We start from the raw sequence: 16,888 nt of genomic DNA on the forward strand, positions 1-16,888 counted from the left end.
GGCGCCTCCGCCACCAGAGTAATCAAGACAGGGCGTGCGGGGGCAGTGGTGTACGGCGCTGTGGCGGACCCGTCGTGCGGAGCCGGACCGGCTCCGCGCGGTCAATTCTTCTCCGTACCGGTACCGTGCGACTCCGTCAGCGCACGCAGGGCGCGTGCGTCACGGATGGCGTGCGCCTTGGCGATACCGGGCTGAATGCCCAGTACGGGCAGGCTGCTGCCGTCGCTCAGATCGAGGAAGACCCAGGGATCGCCGGGACGCAGATTGACCCGGAGGATCTCGGCCCACTCCAGTCGGCGCGTACGGGTGAGATTGACCACGGTCACTCCGCCGGCGTCCGCCACGACCTTGGGACGGCTGAGCATCGCCAGTACACCGAGGAAGATCAGGGCCGTGAGGATGAAGCTCGCCCGCTCGCCCGGGCCCAGCTTCTCCAGCAGCAGGGCGACGACCGTGATGACGGTGAACATGACCACGCCCACGGTCAGCAGGACGATCCGGGTCCTGGTCGGCCGGAAGGTGACCGGGAGGACGGGCTCCGCGGCCCCGGACGGACCGCCGGGCTGCGGGCGATGCGATTCCGGCGTATCGGTATCGAAGGAGTCCGATGGACCGGATGGACCGGATGGATCGGACGGACCTGGCTGGGGCGCGGGAGCGGACATCGGTTCCTGGTCTTCCCGTGGTGGCATCGGAGTGCGTCGGAGGCCGTGACGTCAGAGGCGTTGACGTCAGAGGCGGCAGGCGTGGATCGCCGTGGTCAGAATGGCACGGGCGCCCAGTTCGTACAGATCGTCCATGATCCGCTGCGCCTCCTTGGCCGGGACCATCGCACGGACGGCGACCCAGCCCTCATTGTGCAGCGGGGAGACGGTCGGCGACTCCAGGCCCGGCGTGAGGGCGACAGCCCGCTCCAGGTGCTCGGCGCGGCAGTCGTAGTCCATCATCACGTACGAACGGGCCACGAGGACGCCCTGGAGCCTGCGCAGGAACTGCTGGACCTTGGGCTCGTTCGCGCCCGCGCCGGTACGCCGGATGACCACGGCCTCCGATGTCATGATCGGCTCGCCGACCACTTCGAGGCCCGCGTTCCGCAGCGAGGTGCCGGTCTCCACCACATCGGCGATGACCTGGGCGACACCCAGTTCGATGGCGGTCTCGACCGCGCCGTCGAGGTGCACGACGGAGGCGTCGACACCGTTGTCCGCGAGGTGCTTGGCGACGATGCCCTCGTAGGAGGTGGCGACGGTCATCCCGCCGAACTCCTCGACACCGGCCGCCGTGCCCGGCTTGGTGGCGTACCGGAAGGTGGAGCGCGCGAAGCCGAGCGGAAGGATCTCCTCCGCGTTGGCGCCGGAGTCCAGCAGCAGATCACGGCCGGTGATGCCGATGTCGAGCCGGCCGGAGCTCACATAGATCGCGATGTCCCGGGGCCGGAGGTAGAAGAACTCCACCTCGTTGTCCGGGTCGACCAGGACGAGTTCCTTGGACTCCTTGCGCTGCTGGTATCCGGCCTCATGGAGCATCGCCGACGCAGGTCCGGACAGTGAACCTTTGTTGGGAATGGCGATGCGCAGCATGACGGCGGATTCCTTTGTGCGAAGGGATGGTTGTACGGGGATCGTGCGCGTACGGAGCCGCCCCGGGCCGGTGCCCGAAGGCGCCGGCTCAGAGCTGGCGCCGGCTCGGAGCCGGTCGCCGGCCCGGAGCCGGTCAGAGATGGGCGTAGACGTCGTCGAGGGAGATTCCGCGCGCGACCATCATCACCTGGACGTGGTAAAGGAGCTGCGAGATCTCCTCCGCGGCGGCTTCCTTGCCCTCGTACTCGGCGGCCATCCACACCTCGGCCGCCTCTTCTACGACCTTCTTGCCGATGGCATGGACGCCCTTGTCCACCAGCTCGGCGGTACGGGAGGTCGCGGGGTCGCCGTTGGCGGCCTTCTGCTGAAGCTCGGCGAAGAGCTCCTCGAACGTCTTCTTGGACATGGTGGGAGTCACTTTACGCGGCCCGTGGAGACCGTCAGCGCCAGGGCTCGGCGATGGTGCGCAGGGTGGCCGCGGTGGCGACGGCGGCGGTGACCGCCTCATGGCCCTTGTCCTCGTGCGAGCCCTCCAGCCCGGCCCTGTCGAGAGCCTGCTCCTCGGTGTCGCAGGTCAGTACGCCGAAGCCGATCGGCACTCCGGTGTCGACGGAGACCTGGGTGAGGCCCTGGGTGACGCCCTGGCACACGTACTCGAAGTGGGGAGTACCGCCCCGGATGACGACACCGAGGGCGACGACCGCGTCGTAGCCGCGTCCTGCGAGCACCTTGGCGACGACGGGCAGTTCGAAGCTGCCCGGGACCCGGAGCAGCGTCGGCTCGTCGATGCCGAGCTCCCCCAGGGCGCGCAGGGCGCCGTCGACAAGGCCGTCCATGATCTTCTCGTGCCACAGTGCCGCGATCACGGCGACCCGGAGGTCTCCGCAGTTCTTCACACTCAGTTCGGGTGCGCCCTTGCCGCTCACGTCTCTCCTTGAAGCTGTGCGTGCTGGTCTGTCGTTGGATGTGGATATGGATATGTGCTGGTGCGGGAGCCGCGCCGGCTCCTACTGGTTGCCGCAGGCGGACGCGCCGACGGCGGCGTCGAGCCAGGGCAGATCGTGTCCCATCCGGTCGCGCTTGGTGCGCAGATAGCGGAGGTTGTGCTCGCCCGCCTGGACGGGCATCGGCTCGCGTCCGGTGACCCGGAGCCCGTGACGGACCAGCGCGGCGGTCTTGTCCGGGTTGTTGGTCATCAGCCGCAGGCTGTGCACACCGAGATCGTCGAGGATCCGCGCGCCCGCCGCGTAGTCACGGGCGTCGGCGGGCAGGCCGAGCTCCAGATTGGCGTCGAGGGTGTCCCGGCCGCGCTCCTGGAGTTCGTACGCGCGCAGCTTGGAGAGCAGCCCGATGCCCCGGCCCTCATGACCGCGGAGATAGACGACGATGCCGCGCCCGGCCTCGGTGATGCGCTCCATCGATGCCTGGAGCTGAGGGCCGCAGTCGCAGCGCAGCGAGGCGAAGATATCGCCGGTGAGGCACTCGGAGTGGACGCGTACGAGCATGTCCTCGCCGTCGCCGATGTCCCCGTGGACGAGGGCGACATGCTCGACGCCGTCGACGGTGGAGCGGTAGCCGTACGCCGTGAACTCGCCGAAGGCCGTGGGCAGCCGGACCTCGGCGGCGCGGTGGACGGTCGGCTCGGTGGTGCGGCGGTAGGCGATCAGATCCTCGATCGAGATGATCGTCAGACCGTGCTTGCGCGCGAACGGGATCAGTTCGGGCAGCCGCAGCATCACTCCGTCCTCACCGGCGATCTCCACGATCGCGCCGGCCGGACGCAGCCCGGCGAGCCGGGCCAGATCGACGGCCGCCTCGGTGTGACCGTTCCGTACGAGCACACCGCCGGGCTTGGCGCGCAGCGGGAAGACATGGCCCGGCCTGACGAAGTCGGCAGGCTCGGTGTCGCCCGCGGCGAGCAGCCGGAGCGTGGTGGCCCGGTCGGCGGCGGAGATCCCGGTGGTGACGCCATGGGCGGGCGCCGCGTCCACGGAGACCGTGAAGGCGGTGCGCATCGACTCCGTGTTGTGGCCGACCATCTGCGGGAGTTCGAGCCGGTCCAGCTCCGGGCCCTCCATCGGGGCGCAGATCAGTCCGCGGCACTCGCTCATCATGAAGGCGACGATCTCGGGCGTGGCCTTCTCGGCGGCGATGACGAGGTCGCCCTCGTTCTCGCGGTCCTCGTCGTCCACGACCACGACCGGCCGGCCGGCCGCGATGTCACGGATGGCCTGCTCGACCGGGTCGAGGGAGAGGTCCTCGACATTGTCCGTGGAGTACCAGACAGGTGGAGTGGCGGCGTGCGGTACCTCGTTGAGGGCGGTGACTGCTGCCGGACGGGATGTGGCCGACGGGCGGGATGTCATGCTGCTGCTCCTTCCAGGGACGGGGCGCCGGCGCGGGAGCGCAGCCACCAGTCACGCATTCCCCACAGGACGAGGACGAGGTAGATCACATAGACGAAGCCGGAGAAGGCGAGTCCGCTGCTGAAGGCGAGCGGTACGCCGACGATGTCGACGAGCAGCCAGGCGAACCAGAACTCGACGAGCCCGCGCGCCTGGGCGACCATCGCGGCGAGCGTGCCGACGAAGATGTACGCGTCGGGCCAGGGATTCCAGGACAGTTCGGGGACGGCGACGAAGAGGCCGCCGACGGCGAGCGTGCCCGCCGCCGTACCGCCGAGGAGCACACCGCGCTCGGGCCAGCTCGCGAACCGGACGGCGATGGAGCCGTCCTGGGCCTGCCGCGTACCGTGCTGCCACTGGCGCCAGCCCCACAGCGCGACTCCGATGACCAGTAGCTGCTTGCCGACGCCACCGCCCAGCTCTGCCGAGGCATAGGCGCCGACGAGGATGATTCCGGAGAGCAATTGCGCGGGCCAGGTCCAGATCGAGCGCCGCCAGCCGAGCGCGAGGGCGGCCAGTCCGATGGTGTTGCCGATCATGTCGGACCACAGGATGTGCTGGCCGAAGGCCGTGAAGGCCTCGCCGTTCAGCCAGGACAGCGCGCTCACAGGGCGGACTCCTCGGCTCCGGCTCCAGCGTCCGCGCTCGCTACCGCTCCCGCGCCGAGCAGCCGCTCGACGTACTTCGCGATGACGTCGACTTCGAGGTTGACCGGGTCGCCGGGCACCTTGATACCGAGCGTGGTCAGCGCGAGCGTGGTCGGGATGAGGCTGATGGTGAAGTAGTCGGGCCCGGCGTCCACGACCGTGAGGCTGACTCCGTCGACGGTGATCGAGCCCTTCTCGACCACATAGCGCGTCAGCGCGGCGGGCAGCGAGACCTTGACGATCTCCCAGTGCTCGGACGGCTTGCGCTCCACGATGGTGCCGGTGCCGTCCACATGCCCTTGGACGATATGGCCGCCGAGCCGGCCGCCGACCGCCATGGGACGCTCCAGATTGACCCGGGAGCCGGTCTCCAGGGCTCCGAGGCTGGACCGGTTCAGCGTCTCGGCCATCACATCCGCGGTGAACTCGCCGTCGCCGAAGTCCACGACCGTGAGACAGACTCCGTTGACGGCGATCGAGTCGCCGTGCTTGGCGTTCTCGGTGACGACGGGCCCGCGGAGGCGGAAGCGTGAGGAGTCGCCGAGGTTCTCGACGGCAGTGACCTCACCCAGTTCTTCGACGATTCCGGTGAACACTCAACGCTCCTTCGTGGTGGTGGTGCCCGGGACAGGACCTGGTGCGCCTGCGGGTACGGGCTCGGCCTCGGCGGACGCGGCTGCCGTCGCCGGTTCCGGGATCGCGGTGATCCGCAGATCGGGGCCGATCCGTACGGTCTCCGTCATCCGGAGTCGCAACGCCTCGGCGATGGTGGTGATTCCGGCGTCGCCAAGGGCGGCGGGACCTGCGCCGAGGAGGACCGGAGCGAGATAGCCGACGACCTTGTCGACCGCTCCGGCGGCGACGAAGGAGCCGGCCAGGGCCGGACCGCCTTCGAGCAGTACGGAGCGGACGCCGCGCTCGTGCAGGGCCGCCAGCAGGGCGGCGATGTGCAGACCGCGTACGCCACGCGGCAGCCGTACGACATCGGGAAGATGGCCGGAGTCCGTGAGATCGGCGTCCTCGGCGACGGCGATCAGCGTGGGCGCGGCACCGTCCAGAATCCGGGCGCCGGGCCGTACGGCGGTGGCCTCCGTGTCGACCACCACGCGCAGCGGCTGTACGGCGCCTTCGACATCCCGTACCGCGAGATGCGGATCGTCGGTACGCGCGGTGCCCGAGCCGACCACGACCGCGTCGGCCTCGGCGCGCAGCCGGTGGACATCGGCGCGGGCCTCGGCGGAGGTGATCCAGCGGCTGGTGGAGTCGGCGGCGGCGATCCGGCCGTCGAGTGTGGCCGCGTACTTCCACAGGACATGGGGCCGGCCGCGCCGTACGGAGGTGAGCCAGGCGATATTGCCCGCCTCGGCCTCTTCGGCGAGCAGTCCTTGTTCGACCGCGATCCCGGCCGCGCGCAGCGTCCGCGCGCCGCCGGTGGCCTGCGGATTCGGATCGGCGACCGCGTAACTGACCCGGGCGACACCGGCCTCGATGAGCGCCCGCGAGCAGGGACCGGTACGGCCGGTGTGATCGCAGGGTTCGAGCGTGACGTACGCCGTGCCGCCACGGGCCCGTTCGCCGGCCGCGCGCAGGGCGTGGATCTCGGCGTGCGGTCCGCCCGCGCGCCGGTGGAATCCCTCGCCGGCAGGGCGTCCCGCGGCATCGAGGATCAGACATCCGACGACGGGATTGGGGCTGGTGGAACCGAGCCCGCGCGCGGCCAGCGCGATGGCCCGACGCATGGCGTCGGCGTCTGTCACGGCCTCGGCTTCGGTGGCCACCGGGTCCTCCTGCCTCTTCGGGCACGGACTCCGGGGCCTGTCGATGACGACAGAGAAGCGGAACGCACACAGGGACGCCGAGGCCGGCGATCCGGATCGTCCGAGGACGATCCGCCGACGGCGGCGTACCGATGACGGCCCGCCGCGCACTGCCTCCCATCCGGACTTTCACCGTCGGTCCAGGAATTTCACCTGATCAACCGGCCGCTGGCTGCGGACGGGTCGCGGACTGTTACCGCCGGTTCGGAATTACACCGACCCCGGAGTGCGCTGCTTCTGGTACGCGACCAGTGTGCCACGCCCGCTCGTCGGCCATCCGAGGGATATCTGTGGGCTGTCTCACAGGCGCCGGAGCCGTCTCATATTCCGGGCGTAGCCGACTCGGTCGGCTTGGGGCGGCCCGCTCGGTCGGCTCGGGGTGGCCCGCTCCGCCCGGCCCGGCCTGGCCCGGCCCTGACTGCTCGGCTCGGGCGGTCAGTTCGGTTCCGGCGCGAACAGGTCGTCCTGGGCCGCGTCGCGTGCCGTCAGCAGCGCGCCTCGTAGCACGGCCGTACCGCCCAGGGTCCCGGCTCTGACCTCCGTGTGCAGCGGCGACATCGCCGCGAGCCTGGCCTCGACCCGGGCGGCCAGTGCCGGGCCGCCCGCGTGGCCGACCTCGCCCGCCAGTACGATCCGGCCGGGATCGAGCACCGCGCTGACCGCCGCCGCGCCGATCGCCAGCCGGTCGGCCAGCACGCCGAGAAACGCGTCGGCGGCCTTGTGCCTCGGCGTGGCCGCGCCCTTCTCCTCCGCCGCCGCCCTCGCCGTGCTCACCGCCTCGACGGCCGCGCGTACCAGGGCCGCGGCGGGCGGTTCCTGTGCCGCGGCGACCGCCGAGATGCCGTACTCCTCGGCGAGTTCGGCGATGCCCGCCGAGCCCACGAGGCCGTGGAAGCCGCCCTCGCAGCCGAGCGCGGACGGCAGCCGCGAGGTGCCGGGCACGGGCAGGAAGCCGATCTCGCCCGCACCGCCCGAGGCGCCTCTGCGCAGCTTGCCGTCGAGCACGACGGCCGCGCCCACGCCATGGCCGAGCCAGAGCAGTACGAAGGTGTCCTGGCCACGGGCCGCGCCGAGGCGCTGTTCCGCGAGCGCGGCGAGATTGGTCTCGTTCTCCACCAGAACGGTGGCCGACAGCCGCTCATGGAGCGCGGCGACGAGTCTTCGGTGCCAGGCCGGCAGTCCGGTGGTGTCACGGAGCTCGCCGGTGCCCGGCGCGACCAGGCCGGGCGCGCCGATGCCCACGCTGTGCAGCCGTACCGCGCCGGCCTCCGCGGCCGTACATTCCAGCAGCGCCGCCGCCCGTTCGACGGCGGCCTCCGTGGCCGTGTCGCTGCCGATGGGCAGATCGGCCTCGGCGAGAGTTCTGCCGAGCAGATCCGCGACGACGACGGAGACGCTGTGCGTCCGTACGTCGAGGGCCGCGAGATGCGCCAGGTCGGCGACGATCCCGTACAGCCGGGCGTTGGGCCCGCGGCGCCGGTCGCCGGTCTCGCCGACGACCCGGACCAGACCCGCGTCCTGGAGCCGCTCCACCAGATCGGCGACGGTGGGACGGGAGAGTCCGGTCAGCGTCTTGAGCTGTCCTGCCGTCAACGGGCCTTCCTGCTGGAGCAGTCGCAGGGCGAGCCGGTCGTTGATGGCCCGTGCGGTACTCGGGGATGCGGCCATGCCGGAATCCTTCCAGATCGCTGGACCCAAAATTCTCTATTTATCAGGCAGGCTTCCTGATAGTTTACTCCGGCACCGAGCACGGGTGTGTCCGCGGTGCGTCGGAGGACGGCACCTCACAGGAGAGGGCAGGACAGGATGTCGGCTGAAGTGGTCTACGACAAACGGAGGTTGCGGCGCGCGCGGTTCGCGGTCGCCGCCGTCTTCTGTGTGCACGGGGCGGTCACCGGCAGCTTCGCCACACGTATTCCCTGGATCCAGGATCACGCGGGAGTCAGCGCGGGACAGCTCGGTCTCGCACTCGCTTTTCCCGCGATCGGCGCCTCGGTCGCGATGCCTCTGGCCGGTACGGTCAGCCATCGCTTCGGGGCGCGCACCGCGCTGCGCGGACTGCTCGCCCTGTGGACCCTGGCGCTGACCTTGCCGGCGCTCGCGCCCAATCTGGTCACGCTGTGCGCCACGCTGTTCATCTTCGGCGCGACCGCGGGCATGTCGGACGTGGCGATGAACGCGCTCGGGGTGGAGGTCGAGAACCGTCTCGACAAGTCGATCATGTCCGGTCTGCACGGGATGTGGAGCACGGGCGCGCTGATCGGCTCGGCGGCCGGAACGCTCGCCGCGCATCTCGGCACCGACGCGCGGCTGCACCATCTGCTCGCCGCGGGCGTGCTCACCGTACTGGGCCTGGTCTTCTGCCAGGGCGTACTGGATCTGCGCAGCGCACCCGACGAGGAGCCGCCGCCGCGGTTCGCGCTGCCGCCGAAGTCCGCGGTGGTCATCGGGGCGATCGGATTCTGCGCGGTCTTCGCGGAGGGCGCGAGCATGGACTGGTCGGCGGTCTATCTGCGCGACGTACTGGACACCTCGCCCGGTCTCGCGGCGGCCTCGACCACGGCCTTCGCCCTGACCATGGCCGTCGCACGGCTCGCGGGCGACAAGGTGATCGACCGCTTCGGCGCGGTACGGACGGTGCGGACCGGTGGGGTGCTGGCCGCGGCGGGCGGCCTGCTGGTCGTCGTCGCGCCTCATCCGGCGCTCGCCATGGGCGGCTTCGGGCTGCTCGGGCTCGGCGTGGCGGTGGTCGTACCGCTCGCCTTCGCGGCGGCCGGGCGCGCGGGCCCGAACCCGAGCCAGGCGATCGCGGGCGTCGCGACCATCACCTACACCTCGGGCCTGATCGCACCCTCGGCGATCGGCGCGGTCGCCGACGCGACGTCGCTGGTGGTGTCGTTCGGACTGGTGACGCTGCTGGCGTGCGGGCTGATGGTGGGAGCGGGGGTACTACGACCGGGAGACCGACGGACGAGCGCGGCCGGGGCGGAGGTGGGGGTGGCGCCGGAGGCGTAGGCTGCGCGCCTGCGGCGCGGGGTCGCGTTCGCGGTGGGTGCGGGTGTCGGGGCCTCCGGAGGTACATGTCCGGACGGCATGATTTACGCCGCGTGCGGACCGGCTGTCAGGTGCGGGTTTCGTGTGCGGCACAAATCACGCTTTAGTGTCCGGACACGCACCTCCTCCGACCCCGCCCCCCTCCCGCCGTCGTCCCGGCTGCGGGTCCGATCCGAGCACCCACCAAGCCCGTCCGGCGATTGAGGACGGAACGGCCAGCCCCGGCCCCGGGCTCCCAGACGGCGGGGCAAAACCCAGCCCGTCCGGCGATTGAGGACGGAACCGCCAACCCCGGTGCCGGGTTCCCAGGCGGTGGGGGTGCCTGGAACCCGTTCGCGCCCGGCCGCAGGCCGGAAAAACAAGCCTGTCCGGCGTTTGAGGACGGAACGGTCGCATGAGACCGGGGCGTTCAGCCCGCTATGGAGTCGAGTTGCTCCGCCGCCGGGCGCAGGGGCCAGAGGTCGCCGCCCGGCGGAGCCTCAAGGCGCGGCACCGCCGCGCGAGCACGCGCGTCGCCCGCGTCCGCCGCCGCCCGGACCACGTCGCTCGCCGCGTAGCGGTAGAACTCCAGCTCCGGGTGGGGCCAGGGCGCCGCTCCGGTTGCCGCGGGCAGGAGGTAGTCCACGGCCTTGAACAGGCTCTGGCCCTGCGGCCCTTGGTACGCCCAGAGGTTCACGCCGACCTGTCGGCCGATGGCGGCGAGCCGCGTGTAGGCGACCAGGTCGAAGATCGAGTAGTGCCAGCTCCGGGTACGGGCGAGTTCCTGGGGCTGGCTGCCGTCGGCCGCGATCTGTGGGTCGATCCGCTTCGTACGGGAGTCGAGCACCAGCGTACGGGCGAGATCCCGGTCCCCGGTGGCGAGCGCGAGACCGGCGACCAGCATGTCCATGAAGGTGCCGTGGTTGTTCTGGGCGGCCGACTCCTGCTTGCCGAAGGGCGAGTTGACCAGCCAGTCGAGGAAGTCCTCGTTCCAGGCGCGCATTCCGTCGCGGTCGCTCCTGGTCCAGCCCGGGGCTCCGGTGTCGAGGATCGCCAACGCGTCGAGGACGCTGGTGTACTGCTGGGAGAAGTCGATGATGCCGATGGCGCGGCCGTCGTACTTGCACGGGATGAACTGACCGTGGTTCAGATTCGGGTTCATCCTGGTCGCGGGCGTGACGAACCAGGTGCGCAGAATCTCCGCGGCGTGCTCCGCGTACTTCTTCTTGCCGGTGTAGTACCAGGCCAGACTGAGAGTGGTGGTGGAGTTGAAGACCTTGCCGATGTCGGGACGGTCGGTGCCGGTGTCGACCTCCGGGTTGCGCTCGCCGTCGCGCTGGACGTACGGGCAGCCCCAGGGATTGTCGGCGGTCTTGGGCTGTGAGGGCCACCAGTACGGGGCCTGGCTCAGATAGTCGTGCGGGTCGCCGCTGGGCGCGGGCTTGGGCTTGTCGGTGACGGTCCAAGGGCCCTGCCCCAGCCAGGAATCCGCCCGTTCGGTCAGGGACTTGACCGCCGTACTGAGCGCGGGATCACCGCGGTCGAGGCCGATCCGGGCCTGCCGCATCCGCTTGCCGTCGATCACCACGGTCGCGGGCGTCGCGGGCGTCGCCCGGTCCCGGCCATGGTGTCCGGCCCCGGAAGAAGACTCGGCGGAGGACACGGTCGGGACGAGTACGGCGGCAAGCGTGACCACGGCGGCGATCAGCGTGCCCAGAGGCCGTCGGAGGGTTCCGCTCATCGAGCGCTCCCATCAGGTATGTGAACGTGATTCATGAACGAGACCGTGCGAGCGTATGGGCGGTCGACAGCCCTGACAATGACTCGCGCAGGATTCATGGATGAGAACCGCCACTCGTCCCGTTCGGGTCGCTCCGTAGGATGGTGACGCGCACGTGTTTCCGGAGAATGCGAACCTCACCGTCCGCGCAAAGGAGTGCACCATGCCGGTCAAACTCGGTCTCGGACTTCCACAGATGAAGCAGTACGACCTCGGCCGCGATGTGGCCACCGTGGCACGCGCCGCGGAGGACACGGGATACGAGAGTCTGTGGGTCTTCGAGCGCATCATCTTCCCCGAGCCCGCCACCCAAGGGCTGTACGGCGTTCCGGGGCTGCCCTGGCCCGATCAGTACCGCAGTGTCGCCGATCCGCTGGTGACGCTCACCCTGGCCGCCGCGGTCACCGAGCGGGCCCGGCTCGGCACCAGTGTGCTGGTCGCGCCGCTGCACATACCGTTCCAGCTCGCCCGTTCGCTCGCCTCGCTGGACGCCGCGAGCGGCGGCCGGGTCGTCGCCGGTCTCGGCACGGGCTGGTCGCTCGACGAGTACGCCGCGGCCTCCGTCGTGCCGTTCGAGAAGCGCGGCGCCGTTCTGGACGAGCTGCTGGACGTCTGCGCGGCCGTCTGGGGTCCCGATCCCGTCTCGTACCAGGGCGAGCTGACCACCATCGCTCCGTCCGAGGTCGGCCCCAAGCCCGCCAGGCCCATCCCGGTCTACCTCCCCGCGAACAGCCGGCGCGCCACACGCCGACTGGTGGAGCGGGCGGACGGCTGGATGCCCGTCGCCATGGGCGCGGAGCAGCTCGCCGAGCAGTGGCGGAAGGTACGGGACGCCGCCGCCGAGAGCGGTCGCGAACGGCCGCTCGACGTCTGCGCGCGTGTCAACGCGCAGTACACCGTGAAGCCGTACGAGGGCGACGACCGCCGTCCCTTCCAGGGCAACGTGGCGCAGATCGTCGAGGACCTGGTGGCACACGTGGAGACGGGTGTGCCGGAGTTCCTGATCGATCTCCAGAGCACCATGCATGACGCGGCAGAGCTGGTGGATGTGGCGACCGAGGTGTACGTGACGGCGCGCGCGGCGGGCGTCTGACCGTACGCAGGTGTGCACCGGGCCGGCTTCCGTCACGTGGAGCCGGCCCCGGGCACTCGCCTCGGTCCGAAAGCTCAGTCCGAGAGCTCAGTCCTCCCCCGGAGCTCAGTCCTCCGGGAGTTCGACCGGCGCGATGTCGTCGTACACATCGCCCGGCCCGGGATTGGTCGCGTCCGTCGCGCCTCCGAAGTGGTGCATCACTCCCCACACCGCGTTCAGCGCCGTCTGCACGGCGCCCTCCGCCCAGCCCGCCGTCCACGAGATGTCGTCGCCCGCCAGAAAGATCCCGCGCTTGTCCTCGGGCAGCCGGTCCTGCATGAAGTGCGTGAACAGCCGTCGCTGATAGCGGTAGTGCCCTGGCAGATTGGCCTTGAACGCGCCCATGAAGTACGGCTCGTTCTCCCAGGACACCGTCACCGGGCTGCCGATGATGTGCCGCCGGATGTCGACACCGGGATAGATCTCCCGCAGCGAGTTCAGCATGACCTCCATCCGCTCACCGGCCGAGAGCGGCAGCCACTTGAGGCTGTCGTCGCACCAGGTGTACGAGAGACAGATGACGGCGGGCCGGCCGGGACCGTTGTCCAGCAGATAGGTGCCTCGGGTCATCCGGTCCGTGAGTGTCATCGACATGACGTCACGTCCCGTCCGCGCGTCCTTGTCCAGCCAGAACGGCCGGTCCACCGGCACGAACAGCTTGGACGACTCCATGTAGTGGGTGCGCTCCATCGCCGTCCAGTGGTCGATCGGGAAGAGCGACTCGTCGCAGGCGATCTTGGACAGCAGCAGCCAGGACTGGGCGGTGAAGATCGCGGCGCGGTACGTACGGATCCCGCCCGAGGCATCCGTGACGGTGATCCGGTCGCCGGCCGTGCGGTGCAGCCGTACCACCGCCGGCAGCGGCGCACCGCCGTGCAGTGAGGAGAGCGAGGTCCCGGCCCGCCAGTGCGTGATCTTCACCGGCTCGCGCTCCCAGAGGCGCAGCGGCAACTGCTGGCTGCCGCCCACGATCGAACGGTGGTGGTCGTCGGCCTCGGTGTAGACGACCCGGAGGATCTCCAGGATGGAGTTGGGGAAGTCGGTGTCCCAGCCGCCGGTCCCGAAGCCGACCTGGCCGAAGATCTCGCGGTGGCGGAAGGACTTGAAGGACGGGGAGTCGCAGAGGAAGCCGTAGAAGGTCTGGTTGTCGAGCTTCTCGACGAGCCGGGCCCAGATCTCACGGATGCGCGGGACATCGCGCTCGCGCAGGGCGCGGTTCATGCCGGAGAAGTCCGCGCCCTCCTCCAGACAGGTGTTCCAGGCGTCCATCACATCGCGGTAGACCTGCGGCAGATCGTCAACGGTTCTCGCGTAGTGGGACTCGCCCTTGAGATCGACAACGGTCGACGGAGTCCCGGCGGCCAGCGGGTTGGGGAACGGACAGGTCTCCAGATCCACCAGATCGATGTAGTGCTGGAGCGCGGTCGAGGAGGGCGGGAAGCGCATCGCGCCCATTTCCGCGGTCAGTTCGGCGTCGCATCCCTCGAAGCCGACCGTACGGAGCCGGCCGCCGATCCGGTCGGCCTCGTACACGACGGGCTTGAGGCCCATCTTCATCAGCTCGTACGCGGCGACGATGCCGGAGAGCCCGCCGCCGATGACGGCGACCTCGGCGCCGTGCTCGGCCGCCGGTATCTGGCCGAGCCCTGCGGGATGCGCCAGGAAGTCATCGTACGCGTACGGGAAGTCCGGCCCGAACATGGTGATCGGCGGCTGCGCCTGGGTGTGCTGGACGGCGGTGGGCACCGTGGACGTCATGGGGTACGGGCTCCTTGCGGGTACGTACGGCGGAACGGGACGAGCGCGGAGCCGGGGCCTGATCCCGGGCTCACGGCTCAGGGCTCGGGCTCAGGTGAGCGAGGTGTACAGGTCGGGGCGGCGGTCGCGCAGATACGGATTGGCCTCGCGCGAGGCGTCGAGAAGCCCTGCGTCGATCTCGCCGACGATCAGTTCCTCGCCTCGTCCGGCGCGCGCCCGGGTGGCCCCGTCGGGACCGGCGAGACAGCTCAGCCCGACGAACTCGAACTCGCCTTCCTCGCCTGTCCTGTTGGCATACGCGACATACATCTGGTTCTCGAAGGCCCGGACCGGCACCAGGGATTCGGCGACGAAGTGGAACGGACGCATCAGGGCGGTCGGCACCAGCAGCAGATCGGTGCCCGCGAGCGCGTGCGCCCGCACGTTCTCCGGGAACTCGACGTCGTAACAGATCATGACGCCGAGCCGCAGCCCGGCGAACTCGGCCTGGACAACGGGATGTTCTCCCGGTGTGAACCACTTCTGCTCGAAATCGCCGAAGAGATGCGTCTTGCGGTAGTTCGCGAGCCGCGTACCGTCGGGACCGATGAGCTGCGCGGCATTGAAGATCCGCCCGCCGCCCTGACTGCCCGTATCCGCGGCCCCGTCCCGCTCGGGATAGCCGTACAGCACCGCGAGCCCATGGCGTACGGCGATCTCCGCGACGGCCATGGCTCCCGGGCCGTCGGCGGGCTCGGCCAGCCCGGGCACTGCGTCGCCGAGCGCATAGCCGGTCAGAAACATCTCGGGACAGACCAGCAGCCCGGCACCGGCGTCCGCGGCACGGCCCGCGGCCTCGTCGAGCACCGTGAGATTCCCGGCGACGGAGCCCGGCCGGCCGGCGGTCTGGAGCAGGGCGGTACGCAGCGACGGCATGGCTGACCTCGGACGGTACGAAGGGGCTTCCCGGATTGCCGGGGACGCAATGACCGTACGGTCCGGCCGTCGGCCCGGACAAGACGCGACCGTTGCGCACGGACCACCGATCCGTTGCGTGATGTCCGGCCCTTCCGGCGATTCGTTGCGTCGGTGTCCTGGATGCGTCACCGGTGTGTCTTCAACGGGTCCTCGGAGCGTCTTCGCAGGTGAGGAGGGTGCTCCCTGACCTAGCCCGGCGAGCCCGAGGAGTAGCGCCTCAGCAGCGGGGACAGGACGAGCACCGACTTCGTGCGCTCCACGTACGGCTCACCCGCGATCCGTTCCAGCACCTGCTCGAAGTGGCGCATATCGGCCGCGAAAACCTGGGCGATCGCGTCCGCGTCACCGGTGACCGTGGACGCCGACACCACCTCGGGCAGCCGCTCCAGGCCGCGGTGGATCGCGTCGGGCGAGGTGTTGCGCCGGCAGTAGATCTCGATGAAGCCCTCGGTCTCCCAGCCCAGCGCCGCCGGATCCACCCGTACCGTGAAACCGGTGATCGCTCCGCCGGCCCGCAGCCGGTCGACCCGGCGCTTCACGGCCGGTGCGGAGAGACCGACGAGCGAGCCGATGTCGGCGTAGGAGCGGCGGGCGTCCTCGGCGAGGGCGTGGACGATACGTTCGTCGAGATCATTGAGTCGCACGGCTGGTGGTTCACTTCTCTGCGATGACCGGTCGGGGAGGGCCTGGGCGGGGCCGTACCGGAAGTAGAACACGAGCCCGGCCGTCCACGGACCGGGCGCCGTCGGGCCCGGTCCGGCTCGTACGGACGACGGAAGGGGCGTACCGCGACTGCGGTACGCCCCCTGCGTGCTTCGCACTCCCCTGCCGGTCACCACTCCACCGCGGCTCACTCCACCGCCAGCAGCCCTTCCCGGAGCCGTCCCGTGATCCGTGACAGCAGCCGGGACACATGCATCTGGGAGACGCCCAGCTCCGCACCGATCTCCGACTGTGTCATCTCGTCACCGAAACGCATCCGGAGGATCCGCCGCTCCCGCTCGTCCAGCTCCTCCAGCAGCGGCTTGAGCGCCTGGACGTTCTCCGCCGTCTCCAGCCCTGTGTCGGGCGCGCCGAGCCGGTCGGAGAGCGGCACCGACGCGCCGGCCGTGTCGTCCGTCGGCATGTCGATCGAGCCCGCCGTATAGCCGTTGCCCGCGACGACGCCCTCGATGACCTCTTCCTCCTCCAGATCGAGATGCTCGGCCAGTTCCGCCGTGGTCGGCGCGTGGTCGAGCCGCTGGGACAGCTCGTCGGTCGCCTTGGCCAGGTCGATCCGCAACTCCTGGAGCCTGCGCGGAACATGCACGGCCCAGCTCGTGTCCCGGAAGAAGCGCTTGATCTCGCCGACGATGTACGGCACGGCGAAGGTCGCGAACTCCACCTCGCGGCTGAGCTCGAACCGGTCGATCGCCTTGATCAGACCGATGGTGCCGACCTGGACGATGTCCTCCATCTGGTCCGAGCGGTTCCGGAACCGCGTGGCCGCGTACCGCACGAGCGCGAGATTCAGCTCGATCAGGGTGTTGCGTACGTACTGGTGCTCCTGTGTGCCTTCCTCCAGCTCGGCGAGCCGGGCGAAGAAGAGCCGCGAGATCTCCCGGGCGTCCTTGGGCGCCACTTCCGCCGGGCACTCCACGTAAGGAAGGTCCAGCTCCACCGCGTCCGCGTGATGCCGGCTCACATACTGCGTGCTGTCGGTCGGGACCGTGCTCGCCGTGGACACATCGTCCTCCCCTGCTCCGTGGTCAGTGCAGAGCGCGTGTACCCGGTCCCTCC

Annotated in this window: 16 protein-coding genes and 1 riboswitch; of the genes, 2 read left to right on the plus strand and 14 right to left on the minus strand. The window is 70.1% G+C overall.

Annotated elements, in window-relative coordinates; genetic code table 11:
- Positions 1-101 precede the first annotated feature (101 nt).
- The 9 genes from ACFV6H_RS08495 to ACFV6H_RS08535 all read right to left on the minus strand — a co-directional run bounded on the left by ACFV6H_RS08495 (position 102) and on the right by ACFV6H_RS08535 (position 8,117).
- Positions 102-665 (minus strand): PH domain-containing protein, encoded by a 564-nt coding sequence (locus ACFV6H_RS08495; RefSeq protein WP_385539888.1) that lies wholly within the window; start codon positions 663-665, stop codon positions 102-104.
- 66 nt (positions 666-731) lie between these two features.
- Positions 732-1,580 carry an ATP phosphoribosyltransferase gene (hisG, locus tag ACFV6H_RS08500; RefSeq protein ID WP_093596050.1) on the minus strand — a complete coding sequence of 283 codons (849 nt, stop codon included), beginning with the start codon at positions 1,578-1,580 and terminating at the stop codon, positions 732-734.
- A 133-nt stretch (positions 1,581-1,713) separates the two neighbouring features.
- Positions 1,714-1,986, minus strand: a complete 273-nt coding sequence (locus ACFV6H_RS08505) for a phosphoribosyl-ATP diphosphatase (protein WP_018850137.1) — start codon at positions 1,984-1,986, stop codon at positions 1,714-1,716.
- 34 nt (positions 1,987-2,020) lie between these two features.
- A complete protein-coding gene (gene ribH, locus ACFV6H_RS08510) occupies positions 2,021-2,506 on the minus strand; it encodes a 6,7-dimethyl-8-ribityllumazine synthase (protein ID WP_384976365.1) in 486 nt (161 codons plus the stop codon).
- Between the two features lie 81 nt (positions 2,507-2,587).
- Positions 2,588-3,946, minus strand: coding sequence for a bifunctional 3,4-dihydroxy-2-butanone-4-phosphate synthase/GTP cyclohydrolase II (locus tag ACFV6H_RS08515; RefSeq protein WP_385539891.1), 1,359 nt, complete (start codon positions 3,944-3,946; stop codon positions 2,588-2,590).
- Positions 3,943-4,593, minus strand: a complete 651-nt coding sequence (locus tag ACFV6H_RS08520) for a nicotinamide riboside transporter PnuC (protein ID WP_385539893.1) — start codon at positions 4,591-4,593, stop codon at positions 3,943-3,945. Before ACFV6H_RS08520 ends, ACFV6H_RS08515 begins: the two co-directional genes overlap by 4 nt.
- A complete protein-coding gene (locus ACFV6H_RS08525; RefSeq protein WP_385539895.1) occupies positions 4,590-5,228 on the minus strand; it encodes a riboflavin synthase in 639 nt (212 codons plus the stop codon). The genes ACFV6H_RS08520 and ACFV6H_RS08525 overlap by 4 nt, the downstream gene beginning before the upstream one ends.
- Positions 5,229-6,371, minus strand: coding sequence for a bifunctional diaminohydroxyphosphoribosylaminopyrimidine deaminase/5-amino-6-(5-phosphoribosylamino)uracil reductase RibD (ribD, locus tag ACFV6H_RS08530; RefSeq protein ID WP_385540388.1), 1,143 nt, complete (start codon positions 6,369-6,371; stop codon positions 5,229-5,231). It abuts the gene before it with no gap.
- 181 nt (positions 6,372-6,552) lie between these two features.
- Positions 6,553-6,683, minus strand: a riboswitch (FMN riboswitch).
- Positions 6,684-6,884: 201 nt separating this feature from the next.
- A complete protein-coding gene (locus ACFV6H_RS08535) occupies positions 6,885-8,117 on the minus strand; it encodes an ROK family transcriptional regulator (RefSeq protein ID WP_385539897.1) in 1,233 nt (410 codons plus the stop codon).
- 138 nt (positions 8,118-8,255) lie between these two features.
- On the opposite strand from ACFV6H_RS08535, the gene ACFV6H_RS08540 reads away from it, so the two are divergent.
- Positions 8,256-9,464 carry an MFS transporter gene (locus tag ACFV6H_RS08540; RefSeq protein ID WP_385539899.1) on the plus strand — a complete coding sequence of 403 codons (1,209 nt, stop codon included), beginning with the start codon at positions 8,256-8,258 and terminating at the stop codon, positions 9,462-9,464.
- A 448-nt stretch (positions 9,465-9,912) separates the two neighbouring features.
- On the opposite strand, the gene ACFV6H_RS08545 is transcribed toward ACFV6H_RS08540, so the two are convergent.
- Positions 9,913-11,223 (minus strand): alginate lyase family protein, encoded by a 1,311-nt coding sequence (locus ACFV6H_RS08545; protein WP_385539901.1) that lies wholly within the window; start codon positions 11,221-11,223, stop codon positions 9,913-9,915.
- A 202-nt stretch (positions 11,224-11,425) separates the two neighbouring features.
- Between ACFV6H_RS08545 and ACFV6H_RS08550 the strand changes: the two genes are divergently transcribed.
- Positions 11,426-12,355, plus strand: coding sequence for an LLM class F420-dependent oxidoreductase (locus tag ACFV6H_RS08550; protein WP_385539903.1), 930 nt, complete (start codon positions 11,426-11,428; stop codon positions 12,353-12,355).
- Positions 12,356-12,460: 105 nt separating this feature from the next.
- On the opposite strand, the gene ACFV6H_RS08555 is transcribed toward ACFV6H_RS08550, so the two are convergent.
- The 4 genes from ACFV6H_RS08555 to ACFV6H_RS08570 all read right to left on the minus strand — a co-directional run bounded on the left by ACFV6H_RS08555 (position 12,461) and on the right by ACFV6H_RS08570 (position 16,835).
- Complete coding sequence (locus ACFV6H_RS08555; RefSeq protein ID WP_385539905.1) at positions 12,461-14,152, minus strand: flavin monoamine oxidase family protein; 1,692 nt, start codon at positions 14,150-14,152, stop codon at positions 12,461-12,463.
- Between the two features lie 90 nt (positions 14,153-14,242).
- A complete protein-coding gene (locus ACFV6H_RS08560; protein ID WP_385539907.1) occupies positions 14,243-15,067 on the minus strand; it encodes a carbon-nitrogen hydrolase family protein in 825 nt (274 codons plus the stop codon).
- Positions 15,068-15,297: 230 nt separating this feature from the next.
- Entirely contained in the window at positions 15,298-15,753 is a 456-nt protein-coding gene (locus ACFV6H_RS08565) for an Lrp/AsnC family transcriptional regulator (protein ID WP_384777081.1), read from the minus strand.
- Positions 15,754-15,959: 206 nt separating this feature from the next.
- On the minus strand, positions 15,960-16,835 hold the full coding sequence (locus ACFV6H_RS08570; RefSeq protein WP_385539910.1) for an RNA polymerase sigma factor SigF: 876 nt from the start codon (positions 16,833-16,835) through the stop codon (positions 15,960-15,962).
- Between the last annotated feature and the right edge of the window lie 53 nt (positions 16,836-16,888).

Origin of the sequence: Streptomyces sp. NPDC059743 (assembly GCF_042732975.1) — a bacterium.
Lineage (GTDB): Bacteria > Actinomycetota > Actinomycetes > Streptomycetales > Streptomycetaceae > Streptomyces.

Coding starts and splice junctions, on each gene's coding strand:
- ACFV6H_RS08535 (WP_385539897.1), bottom strand. CDS start 8,117: ATGGCCGCATCCCCGAGTACCGCACGGGCCATCAACGACCGGCTCGCC.
- ACFV6H_RS08505 (WP_018850137.1), bottom strand. CDS start 1,986: ATGTCCAAGAAGACGTTCGAGGAGCTCTTCGCCGAGCTTCAGCAGAAG.
- ACFV6H_RS08540 (WP_385539899.1), top strand. CDS start 8,256: ATGTCGGCTGAAGTGGTCTACGACAAACGGAGGTTGCGGCGCGCGCGG.
- hisG (WP_093596050.1), bottom strand. CDS start 1,580: ATGCTGCGCATCGCCATTCCCAACAAAGGTTCACTGTCCGGACCTGCG.
- ACFV6H_RS08545 (WP_385539901.1), bottom strand. CDS start 11,223: ATGAGCGGAACCCTCCGACGGCCTCTGGGCACGCTGATCGCCGCCGTG.
- ACFV6H_RS08550 (WP_385539903.1), top strand. CDS start 11,426: ATGCCGGTCAAACTCGGTCTCGGACTTCCACAGATGAAGCAGTACGAC.
- ACFV6H_RS08495 (WP_385539888.1), bottom strand. CDS start 665: ATGTCCGCTCCCGCGCCCCAGCCAGGTCCGTCCGATCCATCCGGTCCA.
- ACFV6H_RS08560 (WP_385539907.1), bottom strand. CDS start 15,067: ATGCCGTCGCTGCGTACCGCCCTGCTCCAGACCGCCGGCCGGCCGGGC.
- ribD (WP_385540388.1), bottom strand. CDS start 6,371: ATGCGTCGGGCCATCGCGCTGGCCGCGCGCGGGCTCGGTTCCACCAGC.
- ACFV6H_RS08555 (WP_385539905.1), bottom strand. CDS start 14,152: ATGACGTCCACGGTGCCCACCGCCGTCCAGCACACCCAGGCGCAGCCG.
- ACFV6H_RS08515 (WP_385539891.1), bottom strand. CDS start 3,946: ATGACATCCCGCCCGTCGGCCACATCCCGTCCGGCAGCAGTCACCGCC.